Origin of the sequence: Mycobacterium sp. 20KCMC460 (assembly GCF_022179425.1) — a bacterium.
Taxonomy (GTDB): domain Bacteria; phylum Actinomycetota; class Actinomycetes; order Mycobacteriales; family Mycobacteriaceae; genus Mycobacterium; species Mycobacterium kiyosense.
Window position 1 is genome coordinate 174,154 of record NZ_AP025525.1, and the last position, 18,169, is coordinate 192,322.

Genomic DNA, 18,169 nt, shown 5'->3' on the forward strand with positions numbered 1-18,169 from the left:
GCGATCGATTAGCTATCGGGCGTCCGTCTCACACGTGATTCCGTCGGCGCGCGGCGTCATCGAGAGCCTGCCGGACAGCAGCCCGGCCCGGACCGGACAGTGCTTGGCGGCCAACGAGTTTGGCCTGACGTGACTCGTCGAGTTCAGCTATTGATGGTTCCTCGCGGGCCTGCCGGAGGGCCAGCTCTTGCGCGTCGCGGGCGTCGTCGAGGGCTGCGGGTCGTTCGTCGAGGTTGTCGCGACCGTGCCGGGCCAGGATCGCACCGAGCAATCCGATGGGCTTGTGAGGGCTGTCGGGTATCCAGTGCCCGGTGCTCAGCCAGTCGGTGACCATCTGGTTGAGATCGCGAGGGGTCCAGCCATGACGTGCGGGACGAGCCAGGATCCGAGACCAGGCCGCTGAGCTGTGCCGCCGGCACCACGGCGGTGCTCCCGGATGCGCACGCCACGCTTTGGCCAGGGCCAGCCCCCCTTCGTCTGGGCTGTGGCGGCGCGTGGCGCCGCGTTGCCGGCGGCCGCAGTGCCGGCGGTGGGTCGTAAGAGATGTCAATAAAGACCTCTTCGAGGTAAAAACACCACTACGTGGGTGGGATGACAAGCTGTGGATAAGGCGGCTCAGCTGCTGGTTGTCGTGGAGCGCCCACACCGAGGCCCACCCGCGGCCGCGGTCACCGACACGCCAGGACGCCAACCGCTCGGCCCGGGTGCGCTGCCTGCCCCGCAGGACTTCGGTGGCCACGCCCAGCAGTCGTAGGGCTTCATCCACCCGCTGAACGGTGCGCACCGTGTAGCCGGTGTCTTGCGCGAGGCGCTCGTTGGTGGGCCGTGAGTTGCGGCCGGTGGCGTGATCGGCGTAGCGCGCCCGCGCCGCGGCGACGGCAACCAGGGCCTGGCGGCTGACACCTCCGTTGCGCATCAACGGACGAATCCGGTCGTAGTGCAGGTCGTAGGCGATCGGCACCGTCCAGTGCGCCCACCGGGCAGCCCGGCCCGCCCAGCACGGCAGCCCACGATAGGCATCGTCGCCGAGGTCGAGCTGGATGGCCGGCGGCGGTAAACGCCCGCCCAGGTCGCCGCAGCCGGCCGCCACAACGACATGCGCTCGCGGCCCCGTGCGCGCGACGCCGCGCCGCGGGGAGCGGGAGCTGCAGCCGCGGTCAAACGGTGGCGAGTGCGAGTGGTTTGGTGCTGGACTTGTTACTGAACAGCCACGGTGCGCCAGTGCAACCTGACATGGGTATGCGCTACCGTGAGACGGGTCGGGCACGACACGTCCCTTCGGGGAAATGGGTGGGAAGACCCAGAACCGAGCGCCAACTCGGATCGAACCTTCAGACATGGCCCCGCTTCGGCGGGGCTTTTGTCATGTCAGATGGGGGTTGGTCCCTACCCGTTATTGAGATGTTCACGTCTGCTCCGCGAAGCCGCCCGCCGGGCCACGGAGTCCGGGTTTCACATCGCCAGGGGCAACTCCTGCCGCTGCTTCGTCCCGAGCCCGCGGGCCGAATCTGGGCGGCCTGTGTGGATCGCGACAAGATCCGCTAGATGCTGCGACATCGAGGAGACCCCGGAGTCCACTGACTTCGCCTCCGGCAGAGGGACGACGTCGTTAGCCGGCCGAACGGTCAACGGCTCGCGTCGGCCTGGTGATGAGCCGGCACCGCCTTGACCTGCCCGCTCACCGGGATGACGCAGCATCAAGACACGCCGGAGGTCTCACGCTTTGCGCACGAGGCCCTGACGCCAGGGAACGCTTGGTCCCGGCCAGGGGGAGGTAGCGCGAAAAGGCTTGGGTGTCGATCAGATTCAGTCGTGCGCGCGGCATTGCCGGGGCGCCTACGCGGCGCCGGCGTAAGTCGCTGGGGGGCTGTCGCGATCTTCAACATTGTGCAGCGCGGCCACTGGCACGTCGCCGACTTCGCTGCGCCGGCACTGCTCGAACTGTTCGGCGAGGCGAGCGTAGATCGGCGCAAGTTTGGAGGGGTAGTCGCCGGGCAACACCATGCCACCCCACACACCGTGCGTGGCGCCGGTGGCCACGGCGTTGTAACCGCAGCGTCCGCGGAAGGGGCAACCGGCGCACAGGCTGACAGCCCGGCGCATCCGGTGGGGGTTGAAGAACATGTCGGGGTGTTGGCGGCAGGCCAACTCGGTGTCAGCGGTGTGAAACAGCCGTACAGAGGTCGGCATTTGAATGGATGCGAACGGCCGGCCCGAAGGCGATTTCGTGAGCGGGGCCGTGATCGGGCTGGTCATGGGCATCCTCCGTTTTGTGCTCAAGGGCAGGTACTCCCGGACCGGTCGGCCCGGTTCATCACCGGTGCGTAACCCGGCGAATCACCGCCAATCTAACAGATATTTTAGCGGTTCTAGCGCATATACCGCTAAACTATTGGTGTGGGATTATTTGGGACGCTGGGTCAGGCCTGTGGCTTGAGGTGCAATACCCGCATGTCAGCGATCATTTCTGGGCCCGCCTCGTAGAGAACCGCCGCGTGGTGGGCCGCAGCGCTGATTTAGCCGAACCGACGGGACGGATAGCGATGTTTAGCGGTCTGTCGGGCAAAATACTGGTCATGTCGTGGGAGCGGCTCGGCGACGAGGTGCGGCTTCGGCGCAAGCACCTCAAACTGACGCAGCCTGAGGTGGCCGAGCGCGGTGGGCTTTCGGTGGCCACGATCCGCGCTATCGAGACCAACCGCGCGGGCCGTCTCAGTCCGCGGCTGCGCCGCGCGCTGGAGCGCGCAATCGAGTGGGAGCCGGGCACCATCGACACCGTGCTCGAGGGCGGTGGCCCACGCCCAGTGGCTACAACCACCGCCCCCGCGTCGCGACCAGGTGACCAGAATCCGGCGGCGACTGCGGAGCGTTTCGCCAGGGCCCGCTGGATGCTCAAGATGCGGCGCTCGTTTTCCCAGCACCGAGACGGCATGGCTGCCTCAGCGCGGGCCGCGCTCGACGAAGAGTTCGCCACGGCGGCCCGCGAGATGGAAGAAGCGCTGATTTGGATGTTGCCTTGGTTAGAGGATGGGGAACGCGCCGAGGCGATCCGGATTCTGGCGGAGCTGCGCGACGGCTAAGCGGCGGTGTCAGCCCCTCCGCTTACGGTCTGCACATGTTTGACATTCCTGGGATGCGGACGGGCCCACAACGACTACCCGCCATCCGCACAGCCGCCGCCCCGGCGCGCGTCTGCGCCCCGGCGAGCCCGAGAGTGCGCGCCGGCCAAAATCCCCGAATTCCTGGGCGGCCACTCAGCGACGCCGAGCAGTGGTGGCAGTACAGCCGCAAGTGTGCTGCGGCGCTGCAGGCTGGCCTACCGCCGACACCGGTGAGCGTGTTCGGGCCAGTGCTCAGAGCAGGCGAGCTGGCGCTGCTCAACGTCGACGTCGGCTACAGCCGCTACAGCGGGTCAAAGGCGAGCTGCTCGCCGCTGCCGCTGATCGTGGCGGGCAGGCCGGGGGTCATGGTTGGCGCGTTGGCCGTTCAAGGACTGATCAACCACCGTCGGAAATCAGCAGCACAACGTCAAGCCGCACCGCAGTGGCGATGGCACCAAACCACCGCGGCGATCGTGACGACCGAGCGACTGCTGTGCGCCACCGAGCCACACGGCCTGGTCAGCTTGTGGTTCGGGGACTGCACCGAGTTCCACCCCGACCTGCAGCAGTGGACGTTGACACTTGGCTTCGGCTCGACTGTTCCGGTCAGGTTCAGCGGCGTCGCTACACCAGCGCTGAGCCTGTTGAGCGCCTACGGGACCTTCGGCGACGCCTGGGCGGATGATCCGCGACTGGCCGCGCTACTAGCCTGATCCGATTCGTCGCCTCGAATCAGTTGGTGCTGGTCGACCCACGTATAGCAGGATCGGCGACGGTAGCATGCCAACCATGTTCGAAATGGATCCTGCCGCCACACGTACTGGTTTGGCCGATGCGGATGCCTCCGCCGCGGCCCAACCGAGCGGGCAGATTCGGAGCCTGCGAATCGGCGGCTACATGACGCCGCTGCTCCACGCAGTCGATACGGTGCACGCCGCGCGGGATGCACAGGTGCAGGCCCACGCCACCGCCAATTCGGTTAGCCGCGAAACCAGTGTCACCACAGTCGAGACCACTGAGGCAGCTAACGCCGGCGCACTCAGTTGCTGACAAGGGGGACAATAGAAATGTCGTCGCCGTGGTCCAAGAACGCACCTTCGTCGCCGGTGACATTTCCACCACCACCCGCGACCTTCACACCACCACCCCTACCACAGTCGGCCAGCGGCATCCCCACACGCCCGCGCCGGCGCTGGCCCTTGGCTGTAGCGGCGCTCTTCGTCGTAGTGGGATTGGCCGCCGGGGTGGCGTCGGCAGTCACGTACCTAGCTATGCAGGGTGATCGGGGGACATTGCCTCCGGTAGCACCGCCACCGTCCACACCGACCGCACCACAGTTCGCCGCCTCCGAAGTGACGGCGGCCAAGAAGAACCTCTGCCAGGTATTCGATCTTTCCGTGCGCGGACAAACCGGTCAGGGCGGGTTACGGGTGGAGGGCCAACTAAACGTGCCAGCAGTGCTCCGCTCACTCAACAGTGCGTCAGCGGTGCAGAATGCACTCATACCGTCAGTGCCGCAGGAAATCGCGGCGGCAGCAAAGGAATACATCAGCACCACACTGGCCCAGACAACGGCTGCGATGAGCAACGCCTTGACCAGTGAGGTTAACCGACTAACTGACGTCCGCAACGAGGCTAGCAACGCCCTGCTCGATGCGTGTGGGCTGCCGAGGTAACCGGGGTGGCGGTGGTGACTGGGTCGGCCGAGGCGTGGGCCGAACGCAATAAGGACCAGGCTGGGCAACTGCTGAGGATGTTCACCAAGGCCAAGCCGTTATCCGGTGTGCCTAGCATTGAGACTTCTCTGCTGTCGGGTGGCGATCACCCGAGGCCGCAGGGTCTATTCGCCCCAACGCTGTTCCCGCCGTTTGTGTGGCCCGAGGATTCCGAAACGGAGCTGCATAGCCGGGCGGAGGCCGAGGGACAGCGCCAGAGATTCCGTGAGAATCAGTCCGATGACGTTCACACCGCGCGGAGAGGCGTGTTTACCCCCGGCGTGTGGCAAGGCAAAGGGGCGGACGCCGCCGACGCGGCCTACGCCACATTGGAGCGAATGCTCAACGACTCCGGCGCCGCATCTAAGCTCGCCCAGAGACTGCTCGCCCAGGCCGCGGCGGATGTAGAGCGCACGAAACGACTTATGGCGCAGGCGAACAACGCCATGCACGCCGAAATCGAGGCATACCTGCGCAGCGGTAGCGGACAATCCGTAGCTCAGATCGCGGTGATCACCAGCAAATACCGGACAGTCGTACAGGCACACATGGCAGACCTGCACAGCTACTCCGCCCAATACACCACACAGATGCTTGGCAATTTCCCGCTGACCCCAGAGGGCGGCGGTGTCAAACCAGCCGGCAATGGGACAAACTCAGATCAGTCGAGTGACGAACCGTCGCCGCCAGGCGGCGCCCCACAGCCTCAGCCCCAGAGTGCGACCGCGCCTCGGTCATCCGGTGGGGTGCCAAGTGGACCTGATAGCCGCACCGCGCCACCACACTCAACGGATAGTCCTGGTCTACACGGGCCGTTAGTACCTGGGCAGGGTCTGCCTTCGCCGCTGGGGTCCGGTGGTTTGCCAATGTCTGGACTGCCGAGCGTGCCCGGTGGGGGAGGCGGGTCGGGCTCGCCGTTGTCGGGGTTGCAGGGTTTATTCAGCGGTATGGGTTTTCCTCCGGGCGCTTCGATGTCGCCGGCTGGCCTGGGGCCGGCATCGCTGCCGAGTTCCGCAACTCCATCGACGGCAGGTCTGGACTTCGGTCGCGGCTTGGCCGCAGGTATGACGGCCGCAGGTGGGGCCGCGGCCCCGGCGCTTGGGCCTGTGCCGCAGGCACCAAGCGGGCCACTGGCTGCCCCGGCTGCGAGCGCGCCCACCGTTGCCGCCCCGGCCGCGGCAGTTTCCACGGCTGCGCCGTCAGCTGTTGCGGCACCAGCGCCAGCGGCGGGGATGCCGGCGGGTGGTTTGACTCCTTATGGGTCGGTGCTGCCACCGGCCGGACCTGCCGCGCCCGCGCCAAGTTCGATTCCGTCTATGCCGGGGCTTCCAGGCGAAAGCGTGAGTTCGGCCTCGCCTGGACCTGGTGCAGGGTTGGTGCCGGCGATGGGAGGACGAGCCGCGGCCGGGGTGTCACGTGACGATTCGGCGTCGGATGTGGAGCTGGCCAAGATGGCGGTGGCTGAACTGGCTGGCGCGTCGTGTGTGGTGGATGCCGGGCTTGATTGGGCGGTGGCTGTGGGCCACAACGGATCTGGCGGTACGACCTTGTGGGTGGCAACCAATGACGGGGCCTGCTACATCCCGCCGGGAGTCTTTTTGCGGAACGGGATGGCGGTTGCGGCGGGTTTCGATGAGGATTTCGATGCGCGGTGGCTGGGGTGGTCAAACCCGGCGGAGAAAGCGGTACGTGCGGCCCGCACGTATGGGGACAAAGTAGGCGCCGTCGCGACGACGTGGGCTTGGCCCTCGGAGTTCCTCGAGGATCCGGATGAGGGGGTTCGTCAGGTGGCGATCGGTGTGCCCCATGCCGGTCCGGATGGTCCGGCCTCGGAGTTGCGGCGCACCAGGATGCACCGGCTACAGACAGTGAGCCCTGGTTTGTATGCGGATTTGAAAGCGTTGGATGAGGCTGCGGTTCGCGGGTACTGCCGTGAGTTGGTTCGGCGAGTGGTGTTCGGCGGCGGGCCTGAGTTGTCGCCGGTTGCGCAGGCGGTAGCACATGCGCTGGGGGCGGGCGGGTGGCCCAAGGCTGACGAGTGGTCAGCGCTGAGCGCCGAATACGATGCCGAGCGGCTGATGATGGCCGCACAGCGCCCTGGCCTCAACGGCTTGGAGGATCCGGCGCAGGTCGTCAGTTACCACAATTGCTTCGTCAACTGTCGCAGGCTCGAAATGTTGTTGTGCTGGAAGAGATCTGATCCGTTGATGGCAGCCGATGTGGTGTACGCGGCATCGGTTGCGGGTGTGCGAGTGCCCATTCCCGATTACGTCTGTTGACCCGCGCCAGTCAGTGCCAGCAGCCCGCACCGTCGCCCTCCACCAGCTGTCGCAGCAAGCGCCGCGTCGAACGCGTCGGCGGCCGAATGATGCTGTCCGGCTACCTCCACAAGGAGTTTCATCTCTCCGCCCGTCGGTGAAGCCTTCCCGTTCTGGCTGCTGTCGCTTTGGAAGCCTAAGCACGCCGTCCGCGCAACGTTTGACGCAGCAATCTCGCCCGGTGAGGATGTCGGGAACGAGTTATACCGGGTTATACTATTGGCTTATGAAGACCGCCATCTCCCTACCGGATGAGACGTTCGATCGCGCTTCGCGCCGCGCGCGTGACCTCGGCATGAGCCGGTCGGAGTTCTTCACGCGGGCCGCACAGCGCTACCTCGACGAGTTGGACAGCCAATCGCTGACCGGGCAGATCGACGACGCTCTCGAGCATCTTGGTGAGCGGCTTGGTGACAGCGATGAGGGGCAAGCCGCCGCGGTGGCCGTCGGGCACCGGGTGCTTGACGCCGCGGACGACCAGTGGTGATCGGCCGCGCAGAGATCTACTGGGCCGACCTCGGCGTCCCCTCCGGCAGCCGACCCGGCAAGCGTCGTCCCGTAGCAGTGATCCAATCCGATCCCTACAACGCCAGTCGCCTGGCCACGGTGCTCGCCGCCGTGATCACCTCCAACACGGGGCTCGCAGCCATGCCAGGCAACGTGTTCCTACCTGCGTCCACAACGGGACTGTCACGTGATTCGGTCGTCAACGTCACGGCACTTGTGACGCTGAACAAGACCGACCTCAGCGATCGCATCGGGGAGATACCGCCGAGCTTGATGCACGAAGTCGACCGCGGACTTCGTCGCGTACTCGACCTTTAAGTTGAATCGGGCGTTTCCGGGGAGTATCCGAAATTCGGTGTAAGTGGCCCGACACGCCGGGTGTGAGCTTGGCGGGGAAGGTCCGTGATGACCGAAACGATAAGGGCTGTGACAGCAACAACCGAAGTCAACAATGATGATGTGATGGTCAGCTCGCCGACGCCGGAGGAGTTGGCGACGGCCCGGGAGTTGGTGCGCGCCGCTCAAGCCCGGGGGGTCTCGTTCTCCGACACCGCCGACGGGGTGCTCAAGGCCTTGACGAAAACGGTGGTCGAGACCGCGCTCGAAGAAGAGCTCGCTGACCACCTGGGCTATGACAAACACGACCCAGCCGGGCGCAACGGCGCGAACTCTCGCAACGGCATCCGTACCAAGACGGTGCTGACCGACACCGTGGGTGAGATCGAGATTGCGGTGCCGCGTGACCGCGACGGCAGCTTTGAGCCGCAGATCGTCAAGAAGCGCCAGCGCCGCCTGACCCGCGTCGATGAAATCGTGTTGTCGTTGTACGCCAAGGGATTAACGACCGGAGAGATTGCCGCGCACTTTGACGAACTCTACGAGGCCAAGATCTCCCCGGACACCATCAGTCGGATCACCGACAAGATCATCGCTGAGATGGCCGAGTGGGTGTCACGACCGCTGGAGCCGACCTACGCCGCGATCTTCATCGACGCCCTGAGCGTGAAGGTGCGTGACGGCCAGGTCGCCAACCGGCCGTTCTACGCCGCCATCGGCGTCGATCTAGCCGGGCACAAAGACGTGCTCGGACTATGGGCCGGCGACGGCGCCGGGGAATCAGCGAAATTCTGGTATGCGGTCTTGACCGACCTGCGCAACAGAGGCGTCGCCGATGTGTTCTTCCTGGTCTGCGACGGCCTCAAAGGTCTGCCCGACGTGGTCGGTGAGATATGGCCGGCCACCATTGTGCAGGCCTGCACGGTGCACTTGATCCGCAACAGCTTCCGCTTCACGCCTCGCCAGCACTGGGACGCGCTACGGCGCGACCTCAAGCCGATCTACACCGCTCCGACTGCGGCCAGCGCGGAGGACGCACTCGATGCGCTCAACGACCGCTGGGGCAGCCGATACCCGGCGCTGATCCGGATGTGGCGATCCTGCTGGAACGAGTTCATTCCGTTCCTCGATTACGACACCGAGATACGCCGGGTTCTGTGTAGCACCAACGCAATTGAGTCACTGAATGCACGCTACCGGCGGGCGATCAAAGCCCGCGGACATTTCCCGTCCGAGGCCGCTGCGCTCAAGTGCCTGTACTTGGTGACCCGCTCACTTGATCCCAAGGGCACCGGTCAGCAACGCTGGGCGGTGCGCTGGAAGCCCGCGTTGAACGCTTTCGCAGTAACATTCGCCGACAGAATGCCCGACCTCAACCGAGGCTAGGGAGAAGCCACTTACACCGGAAATCGGACAGACCCCGTTTCCGACCCGCGGCGCGGGTGGTGGTGTGTTGGCCACCTTCTTTCGATGTGTTCGGTTGTGGTGTGGGGGTTTTTGGCGGGTTAATTTTGGTGGGTGGGTGCTGGTGTGGCGCAGTTGGTCGCGGATGTGGATCGTCTGCTGACCCGCGCCCATGAGCTGTTTCCCGCCTCGGGGGGCTCCGCCGGCACGGTGTTCGCCGCTAGTGGCGGTCAGGGCGCTGCACCGCCGGCTCCTGGTGGTGGCAGCGGCTTAGGCTCCGGGGTGGCCGGCGCCGCCGGTGCGTATGGGGCGGTGCGCGGCCTGGTGTCCAGCCTGGATGCGGAGTCGGGTCACGGTGCCGGTGCAGCGGGGGCGGTGGGGCAGCGGGGACATGCGGGTTCGGGGTCGGTGCGTGATGTGGCGCGGGCCCAGGCGGCCGCGATCGGGCGGGTGGCCCACACCGGGGCGGGGATGCGCCTGATGGTGTCGGCGATGGATGAGCGGTTGGGCGCGATGCAGCGTCAGATCGAGCAGACCACCGCCCAGAATCGGCTGTTGACGCTGCGGTTGCGGCAGATGGCTCAGGCCTATCAGGGGTTGAGGGTCGGCGGTGGTGGCGGCGGGTTGTCGGGATTGAGCGGCATTCCGATGATGCTCGGCGGTGGTCGGGGCGGGGGTGTCAGCGGGCTCAGTGGCCTGGGTAGCTTACCGACGTCACTGCTGGGCCAGCTGGGCTCAGGCGGGGCGAGCGGAGGCACGGCGGCGGCGCGATCGGCCGGGTTGGCGGCGGGGGCCGCGGGGCTGGATCGGGGCGCTATTCCGCTGTCTGACGTGTCATTCGAAGGGAAAGGGGTCTGGCCTGGAGGCCGGGGGGCGATTGGCCGTTTCCTTGAAGAAGCGCTGGATCGGATGGGGATCTCCGATCCGGGGGCGCGGGCGAACTGGCGGGCGGGCATGATGACGATCGCCGAGCATGAGTCGAGTTTTCGGGCTGATGCGATCAATCTCATTGACGGCAATGCGCATGGGTCGCGTCAGGTGGATGGCGGGCCGTTGAATTCCAGCCGTGGGCCCTGGCAACTGGTGCCGGGCACTTTCGCTGAGCATCACCATCCGGGGACGTCGAATCACATTTGGGATCCGGTGGCCAATGCGTGCGCATCGATGAACTACCAGATGTCGCGTTATGGGGTGGCGCGTGATGGGCACAATCTGCGGGCGCTGGTCGGGCAGGCGAACCCTGGGGTTCACCACGGCTATTAACGGCGGCGGTTCAGCGTTACCGTGGTGGCGTGAGCGGCGAGGCTGATCCGGTGATGCAGGAGTTCGCCGATCTGGTGATTGATCGGCTGATGGCTCGTGGGTGCACGCTGTTTCCTGGTGCGGAACCTGCGGTGGCGTTGGCTGCGACGGATTCGGCCGCGGCGGTGCCGGCGGGGGGTGCGCTGGCGGACACAGTGGCCGGCGCGCAGGGTGAGCTGGCTCGTGTGCAGTCGTTGGTGCGGGGTGCGGATGAGGCCAGCGCGCAGGTGGTGGCCGCTGCTGGCCAGGTGGGCGTGGCTGCCCGCCGCGAGGCCGAGTTGCTGCGGGAGCAGGCTCGCGCGCAGGTGTCGGCGATTTTGCCGGTGACGAATTCGGCGGCCGGGATGCGGCTGCTGGTCTCGGTGCTCGATGAGCGTCTGGGGGATTTGCAGGGTCGAGTCGAGGCGGTCAGGGAGGCTAATTCTGCTGCGGCCGAGCAGCTTCGTGAGTTGGCGCGCGGCTACGGTCAACAATCTGTTTGACACCGCCGTCGGCGGTGGTGAACGGGTCCGCTTTCTTCCCTCCGTTGTGGTGTGGGGGTTTTTGGCGGGTTAATTTTGGTGGGTGGGTGCTGGTGTGGCGCAGTTGGTCGCGGATGTGGATCGTCTGCTGACCCGCGCCCATGAGCTGTTTCCCGCCTCGGGGGGCTCCGCCGGCACGGTGTTCGCCGCTAGTGGCGGTCAGGGCGCTGCACCGCCGGCTCCTGGTGGTGGCAGCGGCTTAGGCTCCGGGGTGGCCGGCGCCGCCGGTGCGTATGGGGCGGTGCGCGGCCCGGTGTCCGGCCTGGATGCGGAGTCGGGTCACGGTGCCGGTGCAGCGGGGGCGGTGGGGCAGCAGGGACATGCGGGTTCGGGGTCGGTGCGTGATGTGGCGCGGGCCCAGGCGGCCGCGATCGGGCGGGTGGCCCACACCGGGGCGGGGATGCGCCTGATGGTGTCGGCGATGGATGAGCGGTTGGGCGCGATGCAGCGTCAGATCGAGCAGACCACCGCCCAGAATCGGCTGTTGACGCTGCGGTTGCGGCAGATGGCTCAGGCCTATCAGGGGTTGAGGGTCGGCGGTGGTGGCGGCGGGTTGTCGGGATTGAGCGGCATTCCGATGATGCTCGGCGGTGGTCGGGGCGGGGGTGTCAGCGGGCTCAGTGGCCTGGGTAGCTTACCGACGTCACTGCTGGGCCAGCTGGGCTCAGGCGGGGCGGGCGGCGGTGCCGGAATACCGGCCGGTCTGGTGGGCGGCTCGGCTGGTGGGGTGTTGCCGCCGGGCGTGGCGTCGGAGAAGGGGTTGCAGCGCGACACGATTTTGGCCGCTCGGGCGGTGTCGGCGGCGTTTCCTGAGATCCGGACTATTGGTGGGGTGCGTCCTGATTCGTTGAAGTGGCATCCGAATGGTCAGGCTATTGATGTGATGATTCCTGATCCGGGTTCACCGCACGGCAAAGCGTTGGGGGATGCGGTTTTACGGTTCGCGCTGCAGCACACCCACCAGTTCAACCTGAATCACGTGATTTGGCACCAGACGTTATACAACCCGGACGGGTCGTCGCAGCTGATGGAGAACCGCGGGTCTGCGACGCAGAACCACATGGATCATGTCCATATCGCGACCAATGGCGGCGGGCATGCCCGTGGCGATGAGGTGTACCGGCTGTGAGTGAGAGAGGGCCTGTGAGCAGGTCTGAGGAGGATCGGCGGCCGGGCCGTGGCCTGGTGCTCTCGACGCGGGTGCAGGTGTCGGGGCACCAGTTCTTTGCCCGCCGCGCGGTGTTGGCGATGACCAGGCGGCGGGTGCGGATGGAGGCCGAGCCGGGGCGGCGGCAGTCGATGGCGGTGCTGGCGGGAGTGACGGCCACGGCGGTGTTGTGTCTGGGCGCGTTGTTTTTGTCGTTCGTGCGGCCGGCGAGCTCGGCGGGCTCGTCTCGGATTTTGGCTGACCAGCATTCTGGTGCCTTGTACGTGCAGGTGGGCGACAAGCTGTATCCGGCGCTGAATTTGGTGTCGGCCCGGCTGATTGCCGGTGAGCCGTCCATTCCGGATCGGGTGCGGCGCAGTGAAATCGACGCGCGCCCCCGGGGTCCGCTGGTGGGTATTGGGGGGGCCCCGCAGGAGATGTCGGCGACGTCCCCGCCGCGGTCGTCGTGGTTGGTGTGCGATGAGATTACGAAGGCGTTGGGCGCTGGAGCTCCCGAACCGGTGACGGTGACGGTGATCGACGGGCGCCCGCAGTTGGGGGAGCGGCGCCGTGTTTTGGGCCCTGATGATGCGCTGGTGCGCCGGTTCGGTGACGACGTGTGGCTGATCCGCGATGGTCGCCGTTCGCTGATTGATCGGGGCTCACGTGCGGTGTTGCTGGCGTTGGGGTTGGGGGCCGAGGCGTTGTCGTCGGCGCGGCCGATGAGCCGGGCGTTGTTTGACGCGATTCCGGTGGGTCCGGTGTTGTCGGTGCCGGTGATCGCCGGTGCGGGGTCACCGGCGAAGTTCGTTGGGGCACCGGGACCGGTGGGGACGGTGGTGTCGACTCCGCAGGTCGGTGGCCAGACGGCGTATTCGGTGGTGCTTGCCGAGGGTGTGCAGCCGGTGTCGGCGTTAGCGGCGCAGGTGTTGCAGAATGCGGGCCCTGCCGGGGTGGGGACGCCGGTTGTCGCGGGTGCGGTGTTGGCAAAACTGCCCGTCGTCAACGTGCTGGATCTGTCGGCTTTTCCGCCGGCCCCGCCGCGGGTGGTGGATAGCCAGGTGAATGCGTCGGCGTGCTGGCATTGGGAGAGGGTGTCGGGGGAGTCGATGGCGTCGACGTCAGTGATTGTGGGACCCACCATCCCGGTGGCCGACTCTGATACCGGCAAGGTGGTTGAACTGGTGAGAGCCGGCGGTTCGGCGTTGCAGGCCGACCGTGTGTTTCTCGGTCGCGATTACGCTAATTACGTTGTTTCCACCGGTAATTCACCGTCATCGTCCACGGCCGAGTCGTTGTGGTGGCTGTCCGATTCCGGGGTGAGGTTCGGTGTGGCTCGCGAGGATGAGACGTTGAGGGCATTGGGGTTGTCGAGTCCTCCGCGGCCGGCTCCGTGGTCGGTGTTGCGGCTGTTGGCCGCTGGCCCGATGTTGTCGCGTGCCGACGCACTGGTGCGGCACAACGCGTTGCCGGTGGACGGCAACCCTGCCCCGTTGGAGATCCCCAAGTGAAGGAAGCGTTTGCCCGGTCGAAGCCCGCTGCTGCGCCGGAACTGAAGCCGGCATCGATTGAGCTTCCCACGCCACTGAAAACGCCTCCGCCGGAGGGTAAGCCGTGGTGGACGGTGGTGCTGGTGATCGGGTTGATCGGCCTGGTCGGGGCGATGGTGGGGATCAGCTTTGCCAGCGGTGCGCGATCGTTCACCGGGGCGGGGTCGTTCTTCCCGATCCTGATGGTCGGCGGTCTGCTGGCGATGCTGTTCACCGGCCGTGGCGGTTCGCAGGAGTTGTCGCGCACCAAGTTGGATGCGTTGCGGGCCAGGTTCTTGTTGGTGGTCGACCAGTTGCGGACGAGCACCGCGGAGATGGCGGACCGCCTGGATGCCAATTACCGGTGGTATCACCCGCCGCCTGCGACGCTGGAGGCCAGCCTGGGCGGCGTGCGGATGTGGGAACGCAAGGCCGACGGCACCGATACCTGGTTCGGCGTGGTGCGCGTGGGCGTGGGTATGACGGATCTGGTGGAGTCCGGGGCGGCGAGATTCGCCGAGCCGCAAGACATGCCGACCGATATCGAGCTGGAGCCGGTGACGGGCAAGGTGTTGCAGGAGTTCGTGCGCTATCAGACGGTGGCTTACGGCACGCCGGCGTTGGTGTCGTTGATGGTCGAGCCGGGTTATGCGTTGCGGGGGCCGCGGGAGCGGGCGCTGGGGCTGATGCGCTCGGTCATCTGTCAGCTGGCGTTTTTCCACGGCAGCGATCACATTCGGCTTGTCGTGGTGACATCGGATGCGGCGGAATGGGATTGGGTGAAGTGGCTGCCGCATGCCGGTGACGCGGCCGTTGAGGACGGCGCCGGGCCGGTACGGATGGTGTATGGGTCGGTGGCGGATTTTCTCGCCGCTCAGCAGGAGGCGCTGGCGTTGCGGGGGCGCGGCGAGTTCCGGGCACGACATGGGGCGCTCAAAGAACCGATCGCACCGTTGCCGCAGACGGTCATCGTGTGCGACACCGACGAGGGTTGGGATCTTCTGGGGGATAGCGCCGGGATCAGCGGGGTGACTTTCTTCGATGTGCGGGGGAGCGGCGTGGTGCCGGCGTGCGCTGACCCGAAGCGGGTGCTGGATATCTCCGAGGGCGGGATCATCACGGCGGTTCCGCGCGACCCGATGACCTGGGACGCCAAGGAGGCCCACCGCGGGCAGTTTTTCGCCGTCGCCGACCAGATGAGCCGCGATGACGCCGAGGCCTTCGGCGAACGGATGGCCCGCTGGCGGTTGGCGGAGGCTTACGAGACCCTGGATATGAGCGGCGCGGACCGGTTCATGGCGCGAGACATCCTGGCGCATTACGGGATCGACGATGCTGCGAACATCGATTTCGAGGCGCTGTGGGCGAGTCGACGTGACATCAATTCCGCGCAGCGATTGCGTATTCCGCTGGGTAACCGAGCAGACAACCGCGAGTTGTTCTTCCTGGACCTCAAGGAGTCATCGCAGGGGGGCCACGGCCCGCACGGGGTGATGGCGGGAACAACGGGTTCGGGGAAAACGGAGATGCTGCGCACTGCGCTGGTGTCGCTGGTGCTGGGGCATCCTCCGCAGAACCTTCAGTTGATGCTGGCCGACCTCAAGGGCGGCTCGGGTGTCAAACCGTTCGCCGGCGTTCCGCACGTGGCGCACATCATCACCGACCTCGAGGACGACCAGAGCCTGTTGGACAGGTTCGTCGACGCGATGTGGGGGGAGATCGCGCGGCGTAAAGCGTTGTGCGATAAGGCCGGCGCCGATGATGCCACGGAGTACAACAAGATGCGCGCGGCCCGGTTGGCCTCGGGGCAGCAGCCGTTGCCGCCGCTTCCGGTGCTGCTGGTCATCATCGACGAGTTCGCCGAGCTGTTCAAGATGATGGCGGCCGACGTTCAAGACGCCCTGGATCAGATCTGCCGGCAGGGCCGCTCGTATTGGGTCCATCTACTGATCGCCAGCCAGGAGATCGACAACCGGGCCGAGAAGCTGCTGGGAAACATGGGGTACCGGCTGGCGTTGAAAGCGCAGACCCAGGCGGCGGCGACGGCGATGGGTGTGCCCAACGCGGTCAACCTGAAACAGTCCGGTGACTGCTATTTCCTGCACGGCACGCCGTCGAACGCGGACGTGACGAAGTTCCGGGGCGAATGGCTGTGGCGGGAGTACCGCAAGCCGGGCATCGAGGACTTCGACGACGACAGTTCCGCGGGAACTGGCCCGTCCGTGACATACGTTGCACCGCAACTCTTTACCACGGATTTGACACCCGTCCCCTCCACCGATGCCGGCGAGGACCCCGCCGGTGCACCCGATTCGGGCGTGCCGGCATCAGCGCCGCATTCGGAGCCCACCGCGGCTGAGCACGCGGTCAATGCGGCGCTGATGCGGCCCAAGGTCGCGCGCATCATCATCGATCAGCTGCGCCAAGTCGACTTTGAGCCGTACCGGCTGTGGCAACCTCCGTTGGACGAGCCGTGGAGCGTTGAGAAGCTGGTGAACGCGCACCTGGGCCGCAACTGGCAGGACGACTATGCCGGCACCCCGGACCTGGTGTTCCCGATTGGTGTGGTGGACCGGCCGTTCAAGCATGATCAGCACCCGCTGAGACTGGATGTGTCAGGCCCGGGCGCCAACGTTCTGGTTGTCGGCGCGCAGGGTTCGGGTAAGACGACCGCACTGCAGGACCTGATCTGCGCGGCCGCGATGACCCACACCCCCGAGCAGGTGCAGTTCTACTGTCTGGCGTTCTCCGGTGCCGCACTGGGCAGTGTGGCGGGTTTGCCACACGTCGGCGGGGTCGCCCAGGCGCTGGATCGGGATGGTGTGCGCCGCAGCGTGTTCGAACTGACACATCTGCTCAAGCAACGCCAGCGCAGCTTTGACGAACACCGGGTGATGTCGATGGAGGTGTTCCGGCGACGCAAGTTCGGCGATGAACCTGGCGACGTTCCCGACGACGGCTACGGCGATGTGTTCTTGGTGATTGACAACTACGCGGGCCTGGCCAGCGAGTATGAGGTGCTGCTGGACCCGGTCAACAAGCTGATCAAGGAGGGGCCCACCTTCGGGATTCATGTGGTGGTCACGGTGAGCAAGACCAGCGAGTTGCGCCCGGAGGTACGCAACAGCTTCGGGGTGGGGTCGCGGGTCGAACTTCGCCTCGGTGAGACCACCGATGCGCTGCTGGTCAAGCCGCGAATGGCCGACACGGTTCCGGCGAGCCGTCCGGGCCGGGGCATGATCGCGCAGAACTACGAGCGCCGCGGCGCGGACCCGGTGGGTTTGCACACCTTGATGGCACGCCCGACCACCGAAGCCGCAACGGGCGACGGGTTCGATTCACGCAGTGTCGTCGAGGCGGTGAGCGCGCAGGCGGCGCGATTCAGTGCGGCGCCCAGGGTGCGCCGCCTGCCCAAGCGGGTGACGTCGGCGGAGCTGACGGCGCTGGCCGGCGCCGTTTCCAGCGCAGATGAGTCGCTGGTGTGGGCGCTGAGCGAGACCGAGCAGCCGGTGCACTTCGAGGGACAGCATCTGCTGATTACGGGGCAGGGCAAGTGCGGGCGCACGTCGGCGTGCGCGGTGATCATGACCGAGCTCGCCCGGGCGTGTGCGCCGGCCGCTGAGGGGCATGCACCGCACTCCGATGGTCGTAAGGCGGTGCAGGTGTGGCTGATCGATCCTCGCCGGCAGCTGCACGACGTGCTGGGCCCGTCCTATGTGCACCGCTTCGCCTCCACGCCGTCGACGATCAAGCAGCGGATGGCGGAGTTGGCCGCGGTCCTGGCCGCGCGGGAGCCCGACGACAACCCACAGGCGGGCCCGATCGCGCAGAGCACCTGGACGGGGCCCGAGATTTGGCTGGTGATCGACGACGCCCAGCGCCTACCGCCCGGCTTCGATTCCCCGCTGGAACCCATCGCGCGATTCGTGGAGTCCGGGGCCGATGTGGGCCTGCGGATCATCTACACCCGCGCGTTCGGCGGGTTCGTCTCGGCGATGGGGGCCGATCCTGTCCTTCGCAGGCTGCGGGAGTCCAGGGCTCCGCTGCTGGTGATGGATTCCGACCCCGACGACGGTTTCATCCAGGCCCGATGGAAGGGGCACCCCATGCCACCGGGCCGCGGATTCCTGATGAATACCACCGAATCGGGAATATATGTGCAGGTCGCGGACCTGGGGCTGAGGGAAACGGGGCCATCGTGAACCGCGCGCATCCGAGTCGGTGGCGCTAGACTCCGGCAAAGAACCAACCATCAATTCAAGAATGTTTCCGATGCACTGACGTTTCAG

At 66.3% G+C, this 18,169-nt stretch carries 15 protein-coding genes; 13 read left to right on the forward strand and 2 right to left on the reverse strand.

Translation table 11 applies throughout. The annotated features are described in order from the left end of the window. Nucleotides 1-28: 28 nt before the first annotated feature. Both MKCMC460_RS29905 and MKCMC460_RS29910 read right to left on the reverse strand, forming a co-directional pair. Nucleotides 29-1,090 carry a helix-turn-helix domain-containing protein gene (locus tag MKCMC460_RS29905; RefSeq protein ID WP_238306238.1) on the reverse strand — a complete coding sequence of 354 codons (1,062 nt, stop codon included), beginning with the start codon at nucleotides 1,088-1,090 and terminating at the stop codon, nucleotides 29-31. Nucleotides 1,091-1,836: 746 nt separating this feature from the next. Further along, on the reverse strand, nucleotides 1,837-2,190 hold the full coding sequence (locus MKCMC460_RS29910) for a WhiB family transcriptional regulator (RefSeq protein ID WP_162951648.1): 354 nt from the start codon (nucleotides 2,188-2,190) through the stop codon (nucleotides 1,837-1,839). 248 nt (nucleotides 2,191-2,438) lie between these two features. Between MKCMC460_RS29910 and MKCMC460_RS29915 the strand changes: the two genes are divergently transcribed. The 13 genes from MKCMC460_RS29915 to eccCa all read left to right on the forward strand — a co-directional run bounded on the left by MKCMC460_RS29915 (nucleotide 2,439) and on the right by eccCa (nucleotide 18,082). Continuing rightward, the gene (locus MKCMC460_RS29915) at nucleotides 2,439-3,080 is read left to right on the forward strand and encodes a helix-turn-helix domain-containing protein (RefSeq protein WP_238306240.1); all 642 of its coding nucleotides are present in this window, start codon (nucleotides 2,439-2,441) and stop codon (nucleotides 3,078-3,080) included. Nucleotides 3,081-3,214: 134 nt separating this feature from the next. Next, entirely contained in the window at nucleotides 3,215-3,814 is a 600-nt protein-coding gene (locus MKCMC460_RS29920; protein ID WP_238306241.1) for a hypothetical protein, read from the forward strand. A gap of 76 nt (nucleotides 3,815-3,890) precedes the next feature. Further along, nucleotides 3,891-4,151: a hypothetical protein gene (locus MKCMC460_RS29925; RefSeq protein WP_238306242.1), complete on the forward strand. Its 261-nt coding sequence runs from the start codon at nucleotides 3,891-3,893 to the stop codon at nucleotides 4,149-4,151. A gap of 302 nt (nucleotides 4,152-4,453) precedes the next feature. Beyond that, nucleotides 4,454-4,777, forward strand: coding sequence for a hypothetical protein (locus MKCMC460_RS29930; RefSeq protein WP_238306243.1), 324 nt, complete (start codon nucleotides 4,454-4,456; stop codon nucleotides 4,775-4,777). A 1,475-nt stretch (nucleotides 4,778-6,252) separates the two neighbouring features. Continuing rightward, nucleotides 6,253-7,095 (forward strand): chemotaxis protein, encoded by an 843-nt coding sequence (locus tag MKCMC460_RS29935; protein WP_238306244.1) that lies wholly within the window; start codon nucleotides 6,253-6,255, stop codon nucleotides 7,093-7,095. A gap of 265 nt (nucleotides 7,096-7,360) precedes the next feature. Beyond that, a complete protein-coding gene (locus MKCMC460_RS29940; protein WP_238306245.1) occupies nucleotides 7,361-7,621 on the forward strand; it encodes a CopG family transcriptional regulator in 261 nt (86 codons plus the stop codon). After that, nucleotides 7,615-7,959 carry a type II toxin-antitoxin system PemK/MazF family toxin gene (locus MKCMC460_RS29945; protein ID WP_238306246.1) on the forward strand — a complete coding sequence of 115 codons (345 nt, stop codon included), beginning with the start codon at nucleotides 7,615-7,617 and terminating at the stop codon, nucleotides 7,957-7,959. Before MKCMC460_RS29940 ends, MKCMC460_RS29945 begins: the two co-directional genes overlap by 7 nt. Nucleotides 7,960-8,046: 87 nt before the next feature. Continuing rightward, nucleotides 8,047-9,363: an IS256 family transposase gene (locus tag MKCMC460_RS29950; RefSeq protein ID WP_186246668.1), complete on the forward strand. Its 1,317-nt coding sequence runs from the start codon at nucleotides 8,047-8,049 to the stop codon at nucleotides 9,361-9,363. A gap of 132 nt (nucleotides 9,364-9,495) precedes the next feature. Beyond that, complete coding sequence (locus MKCMC460_RS31465) at nucleotides 9,496-10,644, forward strand: transglycosylase SLT domain-containing protein (protein ID WP_255736022.1); 1,149 nt, start codon at nucleotides 9,496-9,498, stop codon at nucleotides 10,642-10,644. 29 nt (nucleotides 10,645-10,673) lie between these two features. Further along, nucleotides 10,674-11,165, forward strand: a complete 492-nt coding sequence (locus MKCMC460_RS29960; protein ID WP_238306247.1) for a hypothetical protein — start codon at nucleotides 10,674-10,676, stop codon at nucleotides 11,163-11,165. Between the two features lie 82 nt (nucleotides 11,166-11,247). Continuing rightward, nucleotides 11,248-12,333 (forward strand): hypothetical protein, encoded by a 1,086-nt coding sequence (locus MKCMC460_RS31470; RefSeq protein WP_255736024.1) that lies wholly within the window; start codon nucleotides 11,248-11,250, stop codon nucleotides 12,331-12,333. A gap of 14 nt (nucleotides 12,334-12,347) precedes the next feature. Next, a complete protein-coding gene (gene eccB / locus MKCMC460_RS29975) occupies nucleotides 12,348-13,862 on the forward strand; it encodes a type VII secretion protein EccB (RefSeq protein WP_238306249.1) in 1,515 nt (504 codons plus the stop codon). Then, on the forward strand, nucleotides 13,859-18,082 hold the full coding sequence (gene eccCa, locus MKCMC460_RS29980; protein WP_238306250.1) for a type VII secretion protein EccCa: 4,224 nt from the start codon (nucleotides 13,859-13,861) through the stop codon (nucleotides 18,080-18,082). Before eccB ends, eccCa begins: the two co-directional genes overlap by 4 nt. The last annotated feature ends 87 nt before the right edge of the window (nucleotides 18,083-18,169 follow it).